Source organism: Brevundimonas sp. D3-1P (genome assembly GCF_055809335.1).
The window spans coordinates 2,878,501-2,893,791 of the sequence record NZ_CM147908.1; the positions used below are offsets into that span (position 1 = coordinate 2,878,501).

Annotated in this window: 19 protein-coding genes; 11 read left to right on the top strand and 8 right to left on the bottom strand. The window is 65.3% G+C overall.

Annotated features, from left to right (window positions below):
• Positions 1 to 3: 3 nt before the first annotated feature.
• The 3 genes from AC0L6G_RS14550 to AC0L6G_RS14560 are packed head-to-tail and all read left to right on the top strand — an operon-like array spanning position 4 to position 2,189.
• Positions 4 to 423, top strand: a complete 420-nt coding sequence (locus AC0L6G_RS14550; protein ID WP_017504316.1) for a DUF5681 domain-containing protein — start codon at positions 4 to 6, stop codon at positions 421 to 423.
• Positions 423 to 1,850, top strand: coding sequence for a phage terminase large subunit (terL, locus tag AC0L6G_RS14555; RefSeq protein WP_473252528.1), 1,428 nt, complete (start codon positions 423 to 425; stop codon positions 1,848 to 1,850). The genes AC0L6G_RS14550 and terL overlap by 1 nt, the downstream gene beginning before the upstream one ends.
• A 39-nt stretch (positions 1,851 to 1,889) precedes the next feature.
• Positions 1,890 to 2,189 carry a hypothetical protein gene (locus tag AC0L6G_RS14560; protein WP_017504318.1) on the top strand — a complete coding sequence of 100 codons (300 nt, stop codon included), beginning with the start codon at positions 1,890 to 1,892 and terminating at the stop codon, positions 2,187 to 2,189.
• A gap of 9 nt (positions 2,190 to 2,198) precedes the next feature.
• Here AC0L6G_RS14560 and AC0L6G_RS14565 read toward each other — a convergent pair whose 3' ends face one another.
• Positions 2,199 to 2,426 carry a helix-turn-helix domain-containing protein gene (locus AC0L6G_RS14565; protein ID WP_313015197.1) on the bottom strand — a complete coding sequence of 76 codons (228 nt, stop codon included), beginning with the start codon at positions 2,424 to 2,426 and terminating at the stop codon, positions 2,199 to 2,201.
• A 240-nt stretch (positions 2,427 to 2,666) separates the two neighbouring features.
• Positions 2,667 to 2,837: a hypothetical protein gene (locus AC0L6G_RS14570; protein WP_017504320.1), complete on the bottom strand. Its 171-nt coding sequence runs from the start codon at positions 2,835 to 2,837 to the stop codon at positions 2,667 to 2,669.
• A gap of 146 nt (positions 2,838 to 2,983) precedes the next feature.
• Between AC0L6G_RS14570 and AC0L6G_RS14575 the strand changes: the two genes are divergently transcribed.
• The 7 genes from AC0L6G_RS14575 (at position 2,984) to AC0L6G_RS14605 (ending at position 9,992) form a co-directional block, all read left to right on the top strand.
• Positions 2,984 to 3,058, top strand: coding sequence for a hypothetical protein (locus AC0L6G_RS14575; protein WP_234287979.1), 75 nt, complete (start codon positions 2,984 to 2,986; stop codon positions 3,056 to 3,058).
• Between the two features lie 181 nt (positions 3,059 to 3,239).
• Positions 3,240 to 4,166: an NAD(P)/FAD-dependent oxidoreductase gene (locus tag AC0L6G_RS14580; RefSeq protein WP_200216375.1), complete on the top strand. Its 927-nt coding sequence runs from the start codon at positions 3,240 to 3,242 to the stop codon at positions 4,164 to 4,166.
• Positions 4,167 to 4,299: 133 nt separating this feature from the next.
• Positions 4,300 to 6,420 (top strand): catalase, encoded by a 2,121-nt coding sequence (katE, locus tag AC0L6G_RS14585; protein ID WP_017504323.1) that lies wholly within the window; start codon positions 4,300 to 4,302, stop codon positions 6,418 to 6,420.
• A gap of 3 nt (positions 6,421 to 6,423) precedes the next feature.
• Positions 6,424 to 7,524, top strand: coding sequence for a glycosyltransferase family 2 protein (locus AC0L6G_RS14590; RefSeq protein WP_017504324.1), 1,101 nt, complete (start codon positions 6,424 to 6,426; stop codon positions 7,522 to 7,524).
• Positions 7,521 to 8,669, top strand: coding sequence for an acyl-CoA dehydrogenase family protein (locus AC0L6G_RS14595; RefSeq protein WP_017504325.1), 1,149 nt, complete (start codon positions 7,521 to 7,523; stop codon positions 8,667 to 8,669). The genes AC0L6G_RS14590 and AC0L6G_RS14595 overlap by 4 nt, the downstream gene beginning before the upstream one ends.
• Positions 8,663 to 9,409 carry a PIG-L deacetylase family protein gene (locus AC0L6G_RS14600; RefSeq protein WP_017504326.1) on the top strand — a complete coding sequence of 249 codons (747 nt, stop codon included), beginning with the start codon at positions 8,663 to 8,665 and terminating at the stop codon, positions 9,407 to 9,409. The genes AC0L6G_RS14595 and AC0L6G_RS14600 overlap by 7 nt, the downstream gene beginning before the upstream one ends.
• Positions 9,402 to 9,992 (top strand): class I SAM-dependent DNA methyltransferase, encoded by a 591-nt coding sequence (locus tag AC0L6G_RS14605; RefSeq protein ID WP_017504327.1) that lies wholly within the window; start codon positions 9,402 to 9,404, stop codon positions 9,990 to 9,992. The genes AC0L6G_RS14600 and AC0L6G_RS14605 overlap by 8 nt, the downstream gene beginning before the upstream one ends.
• 9 nt (positions 9,993 to 10,001) lie before the next feature.
• On the opposite strand, the gene AC0L6G_RS14610 is transcribed toward AC0L6G_RS14605, so the two are convergent.
• The 5 genes from AC0L6G_RS14610 to AC0L6G_RS14630 form a co-directional block, all read right to left on the bottom strand.
• Positions 10,002 to 10,759 (bottom strand): IS5 family transposase gene (locus tag AC0L6G_RS14610; protein WP_155965879.1). Its coding sequence is split into 2 segments (ribosomal slippage): positions 10,002 to 10,438 and positions 10,438 to 10,759, totalling 759 coding nucleotides; the frame shifts between segments, so codons are not numbered across the junction.
• A gap of 132 nt (positions 10,760 to 10,891) precedes the next feature.
• The gene (locus tag AC0L6G_RS14615) at positions 10,892 to 11,149 is read right to left on the bottom strand and encodes a hypothetical protein (RefSeq protein WP_017504330.1); all 258 of its coding nucleotides are present in this window, start codon (positions 11,147 to 11,149) and stop codon (positions 10,892 to 10,894) included.
• Positions 11,150 to 11,161: 12 nt separating this feature from the next.
• A complete protein-coding gene (locus tag AC0L6G_RS14620) occupies positions 11,162 to 11,560 on the bottom strand; it encodes a DUF3597 domain-containing protein (protein ID WP_026108299.1) in 399 nt (132 codons plus the stop codon).
• A 51-nt stretch (positions 11,561 to 11,611) separates the two neighbouring features.
• Entirely contained in the window at positions 11,612 to 12,223 is a 612-nt protein-coding gene (locus tag AC0L6G_RS14625) for an OmpA family protein (RefSeq protein WP_017504332.1), read from the bottom strand.
• Positions 12,224 to 12,290: 67 nt separating this feature from the next.
• Positions 12,291 to 13,592, bottom strand: coding sequence for a mechanosensitive ion channel (locus AC0L6G_RS14630; RefSeq protein WP_473252530.1), 1,302 nt, complete (start codon positions 13,590 to 13,592; stop codon positions 12,291 to 12,293).
• A gap of 369 nt (positions 13,593 to 13,961) precedes the next feature.
• Between AC0L6G_RS14630 and AC0L6G_RS14635 the strand changes: the two genes are divergently transcribed.
• Positions 13,962 to 14,719 (top strand): IS5 family transposase gene (locus AC0L6G_RS14635; RefSeq protein ID WP_155965879.1). Its coding sequence is split into 2 segments (ribosomal slippage): positions 13,962 to 14,283 and positions 14,283 to 14,719, totalling 759 coding nucleotides; the frame shifts between segments, so codons are not numbered across the junction.
• Here the strand turns inward: AC0L6G_RS14635 and AC0L6G_RS14640 are convergent.
• Entirely contained in the window at positions 14,607 to 15,242 is a 636-nt protein-coding gene (locus AC0L6G_RS14640; protein ID WP_473252531.1) for a TetR/AcrR family transcriptional regulator, read from the bottom strand. The two genes, AC0L6G_RS14635 and AC0L6G_RS14640, sit on opposite strands and share 113 nt — an antisense overlap.
• Positions 15,243 to 15,291: the final 49 nt, after the last annotated feature.

A 15,291-nucleotide genomic window follows, 5' to 3' on the forward strand; every position in this document is an offset into this window, starting at 1 on the left:
CCAATGACCGACGAGCAGAAGGCCCGCGCCGACGAGGCCGATTACGTGGCCGGCTTCGGCAAACCGCCGCGAGCTTCGCAGTTCGCCAAGGGGAAGTCCGGCAATCCGGCGGGACGTCCCAGGGGCGCGCGCTCCATGCGCACGCTGTTGCAGGAAATCCTGGACCAGCCTGTCACCATCTCCATCAAGGGCGTGCCGCGCCAGGTCTCCGCCAAGGAGGCCGTCCTGACCCGGCTCATGTCGCAGGCGTTGACGGGCAAGACCCAAGACGCTGCCCTGTTCGTCAGCCTGATCAAGACCACTCTGCCGGAACAATTCGCCGAGGAGGCGGACGACGCGCTGTCGACCGATGAGGCCAAGCTTCTCGAAGCCATCGCCAGTAAGATGTTGATGGCGCGCGGAGAGCGTGGGGAGGACGTTTGATGGGCGTCCCGGCCTTCACGCGCGCCGAGTATGACGCGGCCCTTCGAGCCGACCTGATGGGTTATTTCGTCTGGGCGTGGTCCCAGTTGCATCCCAGCCAGAAACTCATATCCGGCTGGCATCTTCATGCCCTAGCGGCGGCGCTCACCAAATGCGCCACGGGCGAAACCAAGAGGCTGATCATCAATCTGCCGCCGCGGAACCTGAAATCAGAGTTCGCCTCGATCGTCTTTCCGACGTGGCTCCTCGGTCGCGATCCCAGCCGCAAAATCATCAACATCACCTACTCGGAGGCTCTGACAAAGGATTTCGCCCGGGGCTCCAAGGCCCTGATGGAGACGGCCGATTACAAGCGGGTGTTCCCGGCCACGCGGATCAACCCGAGGGCCAACGCGGACGCCGACTTCACCCTGATGAAGCACCGGGGCAAACGGTTCGGAACCACGGTCTTCGGTCCCATCACCGGATTCGGCGGCGACTTTTTAATCATCGACGATCCGATCAAGCCCGAGGACGCGCGGTCCGACACAGTTCGCACGCGGGTCAACGAATGGTTCGAAAGCACTGCCCTGTCCCGACTGGATCGCAAGGAAACCGGATGCATCATCGTCATCATGCAACGCCTGCACGTCGATGATCTGTCGGGCCGTCTTTTGGAGGCGGGCGGGTGGACACACCTCAATCTGCCCGCCACCGCCACGGAACGTCAGGTGCTCGACGCCGGTCGTGGGGTGCCTTGGACGCGTGAGATTGGCGAGCCGCTAAATCCTCGGTTCGAGTCCATGGAGACGCTGGCGGCGATCCGCGAAAGCATGGGCGAGGATTTCTTCCAGGCGCAATATCAGCAATCGCCCGTCATGCCGGGCGGCAACGTCGTCAAGCTCGAATGGCTGCAACGGTACCGCGCGCCGTTCAGGGCCACGATGGACGATGAGGTTGTGTTCAGTTGGGACACGGCATTCGGAACAGGCGACAACAATGACTGGTCCGTGGGTACGGTTTGGATCGTGCGCGGCAAGGACTACTACCTTGGAGACATCGTCAGGGGCCGTTTCTCCGGGGGAGATCTCGTCACCGCCATGGCGAATCTATGGAACAAATATCCCATCACTCGCCGGGTCATCCTGCTTGAGAAGGTCAATGGGATGGAGCTGGTCGCGGAACAGGTCCGGCAGGCCTGTCCCGATGTTGATCTGGAGCTCGTCCCGCCGGTCCAAAGCAAGGTCTCCCGGCTTTGGGCGTCCACACCGATATTCCAACGCGGGGCGGTCCACCTGCCGGATCATGCGCCATGGCTTGATGAGTATGTGAAGGAACTCATCTCCTTCCCTCGCGCGAAGCATGATGACCAAGTCGACGCCACCAGCCAGTTCCTGGGGTGGATCACGACGAAGCCCGATCTGACGGTCGTCCAGCGATCCTGGTGACGACTGGACTTCGCCGTGGAAGGAAGCGTTGGTCGGCTCATGCCGTTTCAACCGACACCTCGACCGACCCCGCCCGCCTTCGGCAAGCGCCGCGTTCCGCCCCTTACAGCGGAGCAAAAGGCGGCGCTGGTCGCAAAGGCCGAGGAAGCTGCGCGGGCAGCATGGCGCGCGCGCCAGGACGCCTACCTGGAGGCGCGGTTCCAAGAGAACATGGCCAAGCTGAGGGCCTCTATCGGCGAAGCCGAGCACGCTGTCGCGCGTCGTCGACTTGGGGCCATGGGCGGCGAAATCCTGCGGGGTTTGGCCGGGTTCGCGGTTGGCCTGCGGCTAGGCTGCTAAGCCGCCAACTCAGCCGGGCGTCGGGCGGACGATCAATGGGTCCGCCTTTGGTCGGAGCAATTCATAGGGCGAGACCTTCAACGCTCCAGCCAGCTTCTCGATGTTGTCGAGTGAGATGTTGCGCTCGGATCGCTCCACGGCGCCGACGAAGGTTCTGTGCAGTCCGGCCTCGTCGGCGAGGCTTTCCTGGCTCAGCCCGCGATTGGCGCGATAGCGGCGGAGATTCTCCGCCAACACCTTCCGCAAGGGTTTGTCCGCCTTCGCCGCCATCTCCGAAAGCTGACTGGATGACGCATATACGGCGACAGCGTTTACGTAGCATTTTGGAAGTGTGCGTTAGGGTTTTCCGGTCTCAAAACAGGAGCGGCAAACATGAGTCAGCAGCAAAACAACGGCGGCCCGATCGTCGGAATCATACTTCTCCTGATGTTCGTGGCGTGGCCTGTGTATTCCTGTACTCGGCCTAAGCCCAAGCCGTCATGCGCGGCGACGCTCGCTCAGCTCAGCGGCGAGGGTGTTTTGGGCCACGAGTATCGCCAGCTCCAGCAGGTGTGCAAGGATGTGGGTCGTTGAACATCGCAGGCCAATCCCGCACGCGTGATTGTTGGTGATGACGTCGCCGGTCTGCTCGTGGTGTTTGCCGATCATGTGGAAAAGTGGTTGGCCGCCACCGTCATCGCCGACATGGACGAGGACAGCGACGGATGGGTTTCCGTCGGCGGTCTGGGCGACCGCCTCCGTAACGCCTACCCGACTTCGACCAGCGCACCTATGGGCACGCCAAGCTGTCGGACCTGATCCGCGCCACGGGCCGGTTCGAGGTCCAGACCGGCGGCGGGGGCTCTATGCGGATACGCGACAAGGCCTGATCGACAGCGGGCGGCGCGCCTGTCGGCCGGAGCGTCGAGCGCCGGCCGGGCCGGTGGAGCAACGACCAGAGCGGGAACGCGTGGAGGGCTCTGCCGTTGTGCCCGGCACAGACCGCTGTCCAGCGACAGCCGTCGTCTTCGATCATCCGGGGTGGGGCTGTTTATGGCAGGTATGGGCGCAATGGCGGAGGTGGTTGTGGTCGGCGCAGGTCCGGCCGGCCTGACGGCGGCCCTCTATCTCGGGCGGTATCATCGCGATGTCGTCGTGGTGCATGACGGCTGCAGCCGTGCCCTGAGGATTCCCACGACGCACAATGCGCCGGGCTTTCCAGACGGCGTCGACGGCCCGGAACTGATCGACCGGATGACCCGCCACGCCACGTGCTATGGGGCGCGGATCGAGGAGGCGGAGATCGCCCGTCTGGAGACGTCCGGCGACGGTTTTCGGCTGACCGCCTCGGACGGGCGTCTATGGACGGCCCGCGCGGTGATCCTGGCGACCGGCATCCAGCTCAATCACGTCGACCTGGACCATGATGTCCATGAACAGGCGATCAAGGACGGGGTGCTGCGATATTGCCCGATCTGCGACGGCTATGAGCATACCGACGCCAGAATCGGGGTGATCGGCTGCGACAGCGATGGTGCGGCGGAGGCGTTGTTCCTGCGGCAGTATTCGCCTCACATCACACTCATGCCGCTCAGCCACCCCGAGCTGACGTCGGAACAGGCGGAAGAAATGCGCCGCGCAGGGATTACGGTCGTCACCGGAGAACTGGAAGCGCTGGAGCCCCATTCGGATCGTATGGAGGTGCGTTTGCGGGGCCATAAGGCGCCTTCGTCGTTCGATGTCATCTATCCGGCCTTGGGATGCCGGCCGCGCTCGGAACTGGCCGCTCAATTGGGGATCGACCTTGAGGAGGGCGGGTGTGTGCCGGACAGGGCTCTGGCCGACAGCGGCATGCCGGGCTTCTTCGCCGCCGGCGACGTGGTCCAGGGCCTGGACCAGATCAGCGTGGCCATGGGCCAGGGCGCGCTTGCGGCGACGCGCGCCCACAATTGGTTGCGAGAACAGGATCGTCACACGCTTCAGGCGGGGGGCGACTGAGAAACGCCCGGAAGCCGTCCAGGAACTTCGCCTTGTCTGGCGCGTATAAGTTGTCGGAAGCGCGTTCTGGGGGACAATAAAGACAATAGTCCTCCCGTCGCCCTCCTGTTCTGGGCTGGGAGAGGAAATAACCGTGGCGAGAAAGACGAAAGCGACAGATCGGCCGATTGATAAGGCTAACTCTGCTGAAACGCGCGGCGCGGCAGGCGAACTTCATCAGACGGCGAGCGCAGACGTTGAGACCCTGACCACATCCCAGGGCGCGCCGGTCGCGGACGACCAGAACACCTTGCGCCACGGCGCGCGGGGCCCGGCGTTGATGGAGGACTTCCACTTCCGAGAGAAGATCTTCCACTTCGACCACGAGCGGATTCCCGAGCGTGTCGTCCATGCGCGCGGCTATGCGGCCCACGGCTATTTCGAATTGACCAAATCCCTGTCGGACGTCACCCGCGCCGACGTATTCCAGCGGGTCGACGAGCGCACGCCCGCCTTCGTGCGCTTCTCAACCGTGGCGGGGGCCAAGGGGTCGTTCGACCTGGCCCGCGACGTGCGCGGCTTCGCGGTCAAGATCTATACGACGGAAGGCAACTGGGACCTGGTCGGCAACAACATCCCGGTCTTCTTCATCCAGGACGCGATCAAATTCCCGGATCTGGTTCACTCGGTGAAGGAGGCGCCCGACCGCGCCTTCCCGCAGGCGCAATCGGCCCACGACAATTTCTGGGACTTCATCTCCCTGACGCCCGAGAGCTTCCACATGATCATGTGGACCATGTCGGACCGGGCCATTCCGCGCTCGTACCGCTTCATGGAGGGGTTCGGCGTCCACACCTTCCGCTTCCTGGACGCGAACGACCGCTCAACCTTCGTGAAGTTCCACTGGAAGCCCAAGCTGGGCCTGCAGTCGGTGGCCTGGAACGAGGCGGTGAAAATCAACGGCGCCGATCCCGACTTTCACCGGCGTGACCTGTGGGACGCGATCTCGCAGGGCGATTTTCCCGAATGGGAACTGGGCGTCCAACTGTTTGACGAAGCGTTCGCCGAAAAGTTCGCCTTCGACGTCCTGGACCCCACCAAGATCATCCCGGAGGAGGAGGTTCCGGTCCGGATCGTCGGGCGGCTGGTGCTGGACCGGGTGGTCGACAACTTCTTCGCCGAGACCGAGCAGGTGGCGTTCATGACCCAGAACGTGCCGCCGGGCATCGACTTCTCGAACGATCCGCTGCTGCAGGGCCGCAACTTCTCCTATCTGGACACCCAGCTGAAGCGACTGGGCGGCCCGAACTTCACCCACATCCCGATCAACACGCCCAAATGTCCGATGGCCCATTTCCAGCAGGACGGGCACATGGCCATGCGCAACCCCAAGGGCCGCGCCAACTATGAACCCAACAGCTGGGGGCCTGAGGGCGGCCCGCGCGAGGACCCGGTGCGCGGTTTCCGCAGTTTCGCCGCTTCCGACGAAGGCCCGAAGGTCCGCCTGCGGCCCGAGAGTTTCGCCGACCACTACAGCCAGGCCCGGCAGTTCTACATCAGCCAGACGCCGGTCGAGCAGAAGCACATCGGCGACGCCCTGGTGTTCGAGCTGTCCAAATGCGAGCGCGAGGACATTCGCGCACGGGTAGTGTCGCACCTGATCCATATCGACAAGGGTCTTGCCGCGACGGTCGCCGACGGCCTGGGGCTCGACGTGCCCAAGCCCGCCAAGGCGGCGGCCAAGGTTGTGGACCTGCCGCCGTCCGACGCCCTCAGCATCCTCAAGAACGGGCCAGACAGTTTCGAGGGACGCAAGCTCGGCGTGCTGCTGACGGACGGCGCCGACGCGGACCTGTTCACGGCCCTGAAGACGGCGGTGGCGAAGGAGAAGGCCGTGCTGGAGGTGGTGGCGCCCAAGATCGCAGGCGTCACCCTGTCGGACGGAACCCACGTGCCCGCCCAGCAGAAGATCGACGGCGGGCCTTCGGTCCTGTTCGACGCCGTTGCGGTAATCGCCTCCAAGGACGGCGCGGCGCTTCTGGCCGGGGACGCCGCGGCCAAGGATTTCGTCACCGACGCCTTCGCCCACTGCAAGTTCATCGGCTATTCGGCCGAGGCGGCGGTGCTGTTCGACAAGACCGGCCTGGCCGACGACCTGGACGAGGCGTGCGTGCCGCTGAAGGCGAAGGCGGACGCCGCGACCTTCCTCAAGGCCTGCCGCGCGTTGCGCCACTGGCCGCGCGAGGCCGGGGTTGATCTCGACGCCAAGGGTTGACGCGTGTCGGGTTCATCGGGCGCGGCGCGTTACGCCATCGCCATTCCGGCGCGGAATGAAGAAGACCGCATCATCGCCTGCCTGACGGCCTGCGCCGTCGCCATGAGCGGCTGGCCCAAGCCGGGCGTGATCGTCCTGTTGGTCAACAACAGCGAGGACCGCACGGCTGAGGGGGCGCAGGCCTGGGCTGCGAAGTCCGGAATGGACATACGGATCGTCCAAACTGTTTTCCCCCTTGGACTGGCCCATGCCGGCATGGCGCGTCGGCGCGCTCTGGACCTGGCGCGTGAGATCGTGGGCTCGGCGGGCTATATGCTGACCACCGACGCGGACAGCTGTCCGCATCCCGATTGGGTGCGCGAAAGCCTGTCGCCGCTCACGTCCGGGCGGGCGGCGATGGTGTGCGGGTCCGTCAGTCTGGAGGCCGCGGAATACGCCCAACTGCCCGCCGACATCGTGCGGCGCGGCGATGTGGAGGCCCGCTACGGCGAGACGGCGCGTGAACTGACCAGTCTGCTGGACCCGGACCCGCTCAACCCGTGGCCTTTCCACGGACAGCAGTCTGGCGCCAGCCTGGCCATGACGGCGCAGGGTTATGAACGAGTCGGGGGTGCGCCGCTTAGGCCCTGCGGCGAGGATCGGGCCCTGGTCCGGCTGTTTCTCGAGCACGACCTGCCGGTGATTTACTCGGACGCCGCGCGGGTGGTGACCTCATGTCGGATCAAGGGGCGAGCCGCGGGCGGCATGGCCGATACCATCGCCGCCCGGATCGCGGGGGACGTGCACCTGTGCGACGAAACCGTGGAGCCGGCCGACACGGTGTGGCTGCGTGCATCGCTGCGGGCTCGGCTGCGCGGGGCGCTGTCCAGTCCCGCCCATCAGGCGGCGCTTATGGCCGAGGCGGGCATGACGGTCGCCGAGATCGATGCCGCGCCCATCTTCACCGGCTTCGGCGCCCTGTGGGCCTTCGTGGAGGCCACGGCGCCCCGACTGGCGCGCCACAGTCGCATGACCTGGGACGAAATGGCGGCCGAAGCGCCGAGGCTGGAGGCGCTGCGGGATATGGCGGCGGCCGGCGGTAACCCGGAAGGGCTGCGCGCATGAGCCTGGCCCATGACGAGACTGCCCATCCGACCGAGACGGAAACCTGCAGTCTGACGGGCCTGATCCGCGCCATCGCCGATCGCGCCGCCTCGGCGGAGAGCGACCCAGAGGGGCTGAGTTGGGAGATGGCGTGGCTGGCCGAGGCGGGGCTGACCCAGGCCTGCCTGCCCCGGGCGTATGGCGGGGAGAGTCTAGCGATTGATGCTGCGCGCGTTGAAGACCTGTTCTCTATCCTGCGACGGCTGGGCCGCGCCAATCTCTCGGTCGCGCGACTGTTCGAGGGGCATGTCAATGCAGTGCGGCTGGTGGATCTGTATGGGGCGCCGGCTGTTCAGGAATCCGTGTTCGGCGCGGTGGGGCAGGGGGCCCTGATGGGCGTGTGGGGGGCCGACGGCCCGCGCCCGCTTGCCTATGAGCGAAACGGCGTCGGCCTGGTCCTGAACGGCGAGAAGCTGTTCGCGTCGGGCCTGGGACAGGTTGGCTACGCCGTGGTGACGCTGCGCGAGGCGGGGAGCGGAGAGGGTCCGGCCGAGTTGGCCGTGATCGATGTCTCCGACCCGGTGCGCCAGGACGCCGAACTGTGGACGGCCAGCGGCATGCGGGCCACGGCGTCGGGCCGGTTCCGGTTCGACGGGTTGCGGATCGAGGCGGATCATCGCCTGGGCCAGGCCGGAGACTATCAGCGCGAGCCGCATTTCGAGGGCGGCGTTTGGCGGTATTGCGCCGCGCATCTGGGCGGCGCAGAGGCCCTGGTCGATCTGTGGCGCGACGCATTGTCCTCGCGCGGGCGCCTGGACGATCCCCTGCAGCTGACGCGGCTGGGGCGCGCCGCCGCCCTATGCCGGGCCATGGCCGCGTGCATCCGGGCCGCAGCCCAACAGGTCGAGACCTGCGATCCGGGCTCCGAAAGCGCCGTCGAGATCGCCGTAGCCGACGTCCTGCTGGCACGTCAGTTCACCGAAGAGGCGTGCGTCGAGGTGCTGGCGCTGGCCGAAAAGAGCCTGGGAACGATGGCGCATGGGATAGGATCACCCATCGAACGGGTGCGGCGCGATCTGTCCCTGTTCATCCGCCAGGCGGCTCCGGACGCCAAGCTGATCCGCGCCGCGAGGATTATGGACCGGCATTGGGCCCAGGCATGGTGACGCCGCTGGCCGAGGGGCAGGTGTTGCGTCTCGCCCAGGATGCGCCCTCCGCTGCTCTGACTGATTTGACGGGGCCAGGCGCCGTTCTGGTGCTGAGCCCACATCCGGACGACGAGACCTTGGGCTGCGGCGCGGCGATCGCGGCGGCGTGCGCCGCGGGCGTGCGCGTCATCGTGGCCGTTCTGACCGATGGCGCGGGGTCGCATCCTCGATCCCGCGCCTATCCCCGGATTCGTCTCGCGGCCCTCCGGCGCGAAGAGGTGGCCGAGGCGGTGTCCCAACTCACACAGGGGCATGGCCGCGTCGTCCATCTCAATCACCCCGACCAGGGTCCGCTGAGCGTCGGCCAGCGCCGCGCCTATGCCGACAAGCTGGTGAGGCTTGTCGATGACGAAGCGGTTTCCGCTCTGTGGACCACGTGGGAAGGCGACCCTCACGTCGATCATCGCCGCGCCGCCCGGCTGGCCATTGATGTGGTTACGGAGCGGCCCCGCTTGCGGCTCTGGCGGTTTCCGGTCTGGGGCCGATTCACGCAGCGAGGCCTGCGACGAGGCGAAGCGATCCGCCGTTTCGAGGTCGGGGAATTCGGTCGCTGCAAGCGGGCCGCCCTGGCGGCGCACCGCTCACAGATGACACGCCTAATCCATGACGATCCGGACGGGTTCGTGATGGACGCCTCTACGCAGCAGCACTTCCTTGAAAGCCCAGAAATTTTCATCCGAGGAGGCGGCCATGTCTGAGCGCCGCGATCGGTTCGATGCTCTTTATGCCGAGAACATCGACCCATGGAATTTCGCCGCCTCCGCCTATGAGCGGGAGAAGTATCAGGCGACGCTGAACGCTCTCCCGCGAGACCGTTACAACAGCGGGTTGGAAGTCGGATGTTCCATCGGCGAGCTGACGCGCTTGCTGTCCTCTCGTTGCGACCACCTACTGGGTGTCGACGTATCCAACATCGCGCTTGAGGAGGCGCGCCGGCGCACGGCGGATTTGCCGAACATCAGCTATCAGCAGGCGGAACTGCCCGCCGCCTGGCCTGACGGCGTGTTCGATCTGATCGTATTGTCGGAAGTCCTCTACTTTCTGAGCGCCCGGGAAATCGTGGAACTGGCCGAGCGGGTCGGGCAGGCCCTGTCGCCGTCAGGCGACTGTCTCCTGGTGAACTTCACCTGTCCGATCGACGGCGGCATTCAAGGGGATGCGGCGGCTGAACTTTTCCTTTCCGAATGGGAGACGCATGGCTTCGAGCCGATTCCGCTCGCAGTAGGCGCCGCCAGCTACAGAATTGATTTGGCAAGGAAGCCTGCGGTGATGGCTCCCTAGGCTCAGGACTCATAGCCAGAACAGGACGGTGGCGGCGAGGGCTATGGCGGACAGGAAGACGGTCGGACAGCGATCGTAGCGGGTTGCGACCCGCCGCCAGTCTTTCAGGCGTCCGAACATGATTTCGATCCGGTTTCGCCGCTTGTAGCGTCGCTTGTCGTAGCGGATGGGTTCGGTGCGGGTTTTGCGGCCTGGGATGCACGGCGTGATCCCCTTGGCCTGCAAGGCGTCCCCGAACCAGTCGGCGTCGTAGCCCCGGTCTCCCAGCAGCCACTGGGCGCGTGGCAGGCTGTCCAGGAGGGCGGCGGCGCCGGTGTAGTCGCTGACCTGACCCGCTGTCATGAACAGGCTGATGGGCCTTCCGTTCGCATCGGTCACGGCGTGCAGCTTGGTGTTCATGCCGCCCTTCGTGCGTCCGATCAGTCGCCCGAGACCCCCTTTTTTACCCGCAGGCTCGAAGCCGTGCGGTGCGCCTTGAGATAGGTCGCGTCGATCATGACAGTCCGACGTTCGGTCTGGGCGCCGGACAGCCCCTCCATCATCCGGATGAAGACGCCAGCCTCACTCCATCGCTTCCAGCGGTTGTAGAGCGTCTTGTGCGGCCCATAGGCCGCCGGCGCATCCCGCCAGCGCAGACCGTTGCGGTTCACGAAAATGATCCCGCTCAACACCCGGCGGTCGTCAACGCGCGGCTTGCCGTGGCTCTTGGGGAAGAAGGGCTCCAGCCGAGCCATCTGCTCGTCCGTCAGCCAATACAGGTCACTCATGATCCAGACTCCTCAGGAGCCTGAATCAGATCGCACGCCTCACATCAATGGGTCCTGAGCCTAGGGTCAGGCCGTTGTCTCGCAAGAAGCTCTTGATACTGACACCCTCTGTGCCGCGGCCAGTCCGAGGCGCTATTGTCGCTCCGATCTCGACACGCCCAATAGGCGGACCATCCTCGCCATCATCAAATCCGTCAGCATCTCAGCCGCGCGGGCGGTGACTGGCGAGCCCGCCTGACCGAAATAGCGGATCGATGCATCAAGGCGATCATCGCTCAGGCCATCGATGGCCGCCCTGATACCCGTCCATTTGGATTGCCCAGGCGAAGGCTCTTCCACATCCAGGTGGCGAGCGAGCAGGAGAATCGCAGCAGTGTCTTGAGCCGACATCGACCTGTTCGATTAGTCTCGCAGGCCGGCCGGAACCTGGCCGCCATTCTCCGCAAGCTTTCGCCAGACCGCTTTGGACAGGGCGATGTTCTGTTCCGCCGAGCCATGAGAGCCAGCGTGCACGCCCAACTCTTCGGCGAGGTCCTTGCGGGCGTCGAGGCTGGAATCCAGGTCGAGCAGCTTGAGCAGATCGACGATCGATGTCCGCCAGTTTCCGCCGCCGCCCTTCATCTCGGCCATTTGGGAGAGTATCTGGTCCACATCGACCGGTTGAGGCGTGAAGGGAGTGGCGGGCGCCGCAGGAACGGGCTGTGCCGAGACTGGGGTGCTCGTGGGCGCTTGGGCCTGAGGGGTCGTCGGACGCGCCTTATGGCCGGTGATCTTGTCCCAAATTTTTCCGAAAAAGCTCATGACATCTCCTCTGAAGGTGGATGGCCCGGGCGCTAGCCCCGGCCTGTGCGGTTAGCGCTGGACGACGACCAGTTCCGTGCGGCGGTTTTCAGCCAGTCCTCCGGCGGTGGCGTTGCTGTCGACGGGGTTCGTTTCCCCGCCTGAAAGCGCCTCGATCCGGCGGGCATCCACGCCGGCTGCCGTCAGGGCGGAACGGACGATGTCGGCCCGGGCCTGGGCGAGGGTTCGGTTCGCGGCGTCGGAGCCGCGCGCGTCCGCATAGCCGTACAAGCGGATCTTGGCATTCGGGTAGCGGCTCAGAACAGCGGCGACGGCCGCGATCTCGGGACGATCCTGGGGCCGAATGGTGCTGCTGCCGGTGTCGAAGTTGACGCGCTCGAACGCGAAAGTGCGCGGGGCGGCGTCCGAGCCAGCGAGGTAGGCGTCCAGCCCCGAAACCCCAACGGAAGCATTTGTGAGGGGCATGACCGGCGTCTCGGTCGTCGGAGCTACGGCGGCGTCGTCAGTCGCTGCGGGATCCATGGCGGCGCGGTCGTCGCCACAGCGGGTCAGCATGAGTAGCAGCAGCAGGAGCACGACGGCTCCGATGATCCAGGGGAAGTATTTGCGCCAGGCCGGGGCCACTGGGGTCAGGCGAGGGTCGCGATCGCGGTTATCGGTCATGTCGAACTCGTCGTTAAATGGGGAAAAGAATGCGGCCGGCGATCTCGTCGATCGTCGGCCGCGGGTCTCACTGAGGCGGGGTCTTCGTGACCTTGTCGGCCCACGTCTGGGCCACCTTGCTGGCGGCGTCGCGCCCGCCGAGCCCGAAGGCTAGCGCTGCCGCCACCGCAGCCGCCCCCAGGATCAGGCCGAAGGCGAGAAGGACGATATCGTCGGCGATGCCCATGAAGCGCAGGCCCATGGCCGTCGCCAATGCGATCGTGGCCCAACGCACCAGGGTGGAGGCGAAGCCATCGGCGCCGCCAGTACCCTTGTTGATCAGGTTGGCGAGGACACCGCCGATCAGCACGCCGGCGGTGATGATGATCCCGCCGACGATGACATGTCCGGCCAGGGCCAGGATTTCCTGCAGCGTCACGGCGATCGTGCCGAACTGCAGAAGCTTGGCGGCCTCGACCGCCGGGAAGGCGACGATCGCCGCCATTGCGATCTTGCCCACGATGCTGGACGGCGTCATCGGCTTGGGCACATCACTACCTAGAGCCCTTGCGGTGGCCGGTGTCACGTCACCGGCATAGGGAGCCGTGGTCGGCTTCGGCGCGGCCGGCGCCTGAGTCGTGGCGGTCAGAGCCGTCAGGCTCGAGATGCTGCGATCGAACCCAGTCGCCGGCAGGATGCGTTCGATCAGCTGGGCGACCCAGCGACCGATGAACCAACCCACCGCCAAAACGATGGCAGCGGCGAGAACATGCGGGATCGCAGCCAAGACCGTCGACAGCACGGCAACCGCCGGAACCGTCAATGACTCGATGCCCAGCTGCTCCAGCGCCGCGATCGTGATGGGGATCAGAATCAGGACGAACACCAGGGTGCCGATCGCGGTGCTGACGCCAGTCGAGCCCGTCGCCTTGGTCAGGCCGGCCTTCTCAAGCCAGCGATCCGCGTTGGCGGCCTGCAGTGCAGCCTCGACGACTCGCTTGGCCAAAGTCGCGACTACAAACCCAATGAAGAAGATCAGGACCGCGCCGAGGACGCTCGGCACGAAGGACGCGACCTGCGTGAGCAGTGAGTTCAGGGGCGTGACGACCTGGCCCAGGTTCAGGACGCCGAGGGCGGCGACGACACCGAACAAGAGGATTAGCCAAAAGGCGACATCTCCCAGGCTGGCGCCGATCGAGTGTTTCGGGTTGTCACTGGTGCTCGCCTTGGCGGCGCCAGGAATACGATTGATCCCCTTCGCCAGGGCCCATTTCACGGCCTTGCCGATAAACCAAGCCGCGAAGAGGATCAGCACAGCGCCGATCACCTTGGGCGCCCACTCATAGAGCAGCGCGTCCCATCCGATGAACTCGTAGTTTGTCGTTTGCATACAGCCCTCAGCCCTGACGCTGATCGCGTGGGTTTCCAGCGGGCCTAACACGATCGAGCCTGTTCTTGTTCCGGCGCTAACAGGAGGATTCGCCGGAACGGATGGTTGGCTCATCGCTAACGGGGCCGAAGCGGCTTTCCGAACGTCCGCACGACATCCAATCAACTCAACCAGCAGGAACATCCATATCGACGCCAGAAGATCTGAAAGGCCTCTACACCGACGAGCTGAAAGACCTGTGGTCCGCCAACGACCAAATGCAGCGCGTGCTGAAGAAAATCGCCCCGAAAACCTCTGATCCTTCGCTTAGGCTCAGGACCCATTGATGTGAGGCGTTCGATCTGATTCAGGCTCCTGAGGAGTCTGGATATGAGCGACCTGTATTGGCTGACGGACGAGCAGATGGCTCGGCTGGAGCCCTTCTTCCCCAAGAGCCACGGCAAGCCGCGCGTTGACGACCGCCGGGTGTTGAGCGGGATCATCTTCGTCAACCGCAACGGCCTGCGCTGGCGAGATGCGCCGGCGGCCTACGGACCCCACAAGACCCTCTACAACCGCTGGAAGCGATGGAGTGAGGCTGGCGTCTTCATCCGGATGATGGAGGGGCTGTCCGGCGCCCAGACCGAACGTCGGACTGTCATGATCGACGCGACCTATCTCAAGGCGCACCGCACGGCTTCGAGCCTGCGGGTAAAAAAGGGGGTCTCGGGCGACTGATCGGACGCACGAAGGGCGGCATGAACACCAAGCTGCACGCCGTGACCGATGCGAACGGAAGGCCCATCAGCCTGTTCATGACAGCGGGTCAGGTCAGCGACTACACCGGCGCCGCCGCCCTCCTGGACAGCCTGCCACGCGCCCAGTGGCTGCTGGGAGACCGGGGCTACGACGCCGACTGGTTCGGGGACGCCTTGCAGGCCAAGGGGATCACGCCGTGCATCCCAGGCCGCAAAACCCGCACCGAACCCATCCGCTACGACAAGCGACGCTACAAGCGGCGAAACCGGATCGAAATCATGTTCGGACGCCTGAAAGACTGGCGGCGGGTCGCAACCCGCTACGATCGCTGTCCGACCGTCTTCCTGTCCGCCATAGCCCTCGCCGCCACCGTCCTGTTCTGGCTATGAGTCCTGAGCCTAGGACGGCCGGATCGACTTCGGCCGCAAGCTCGCCCTGCACGGCGCCGCGATGCAGACGCTCGATCAGGAGAGCCTCCGCCGCGATACGCTTGTGGCGCCGCAGGCATTCGATGGCGGCGGACGCCGGCGAAACGGCTGCCGCTGCCGAATACATGAAGCAGCCGGCCGGCGTTCCAGGTTCCGAAAACGATGACGCCGCTCGTTCCAGCAGGCCTTTGACGGCCTCGAAGGTGGACAACGCCGGATCGTTGATGGGCGCATAGAGATGGACGCTGAACGTCGCGGCGTAGCGCTCGATCACCGCCGCGAACAGCCCCGCCTTGTTGTCAAACGCCGCATAGAGACTGGCGGCGGCGACTCCAGTCTCCGCCACCAGATCGGCCATCGATGTCGCCTCGTAGCCGCGCTGCCAGAACAGCCGTACCGCCTTGTCGAGCGCAGCGTCAGTGTCGAACGCGCGAGGGCGACCTGCGGCGCGGCGGGCCTTTTTCTCTATCATGTCTGGCGCCATCAGGGGGGCGCGAATTTTGGAAACGACCCGGGAACCTCGCCTGATTGCA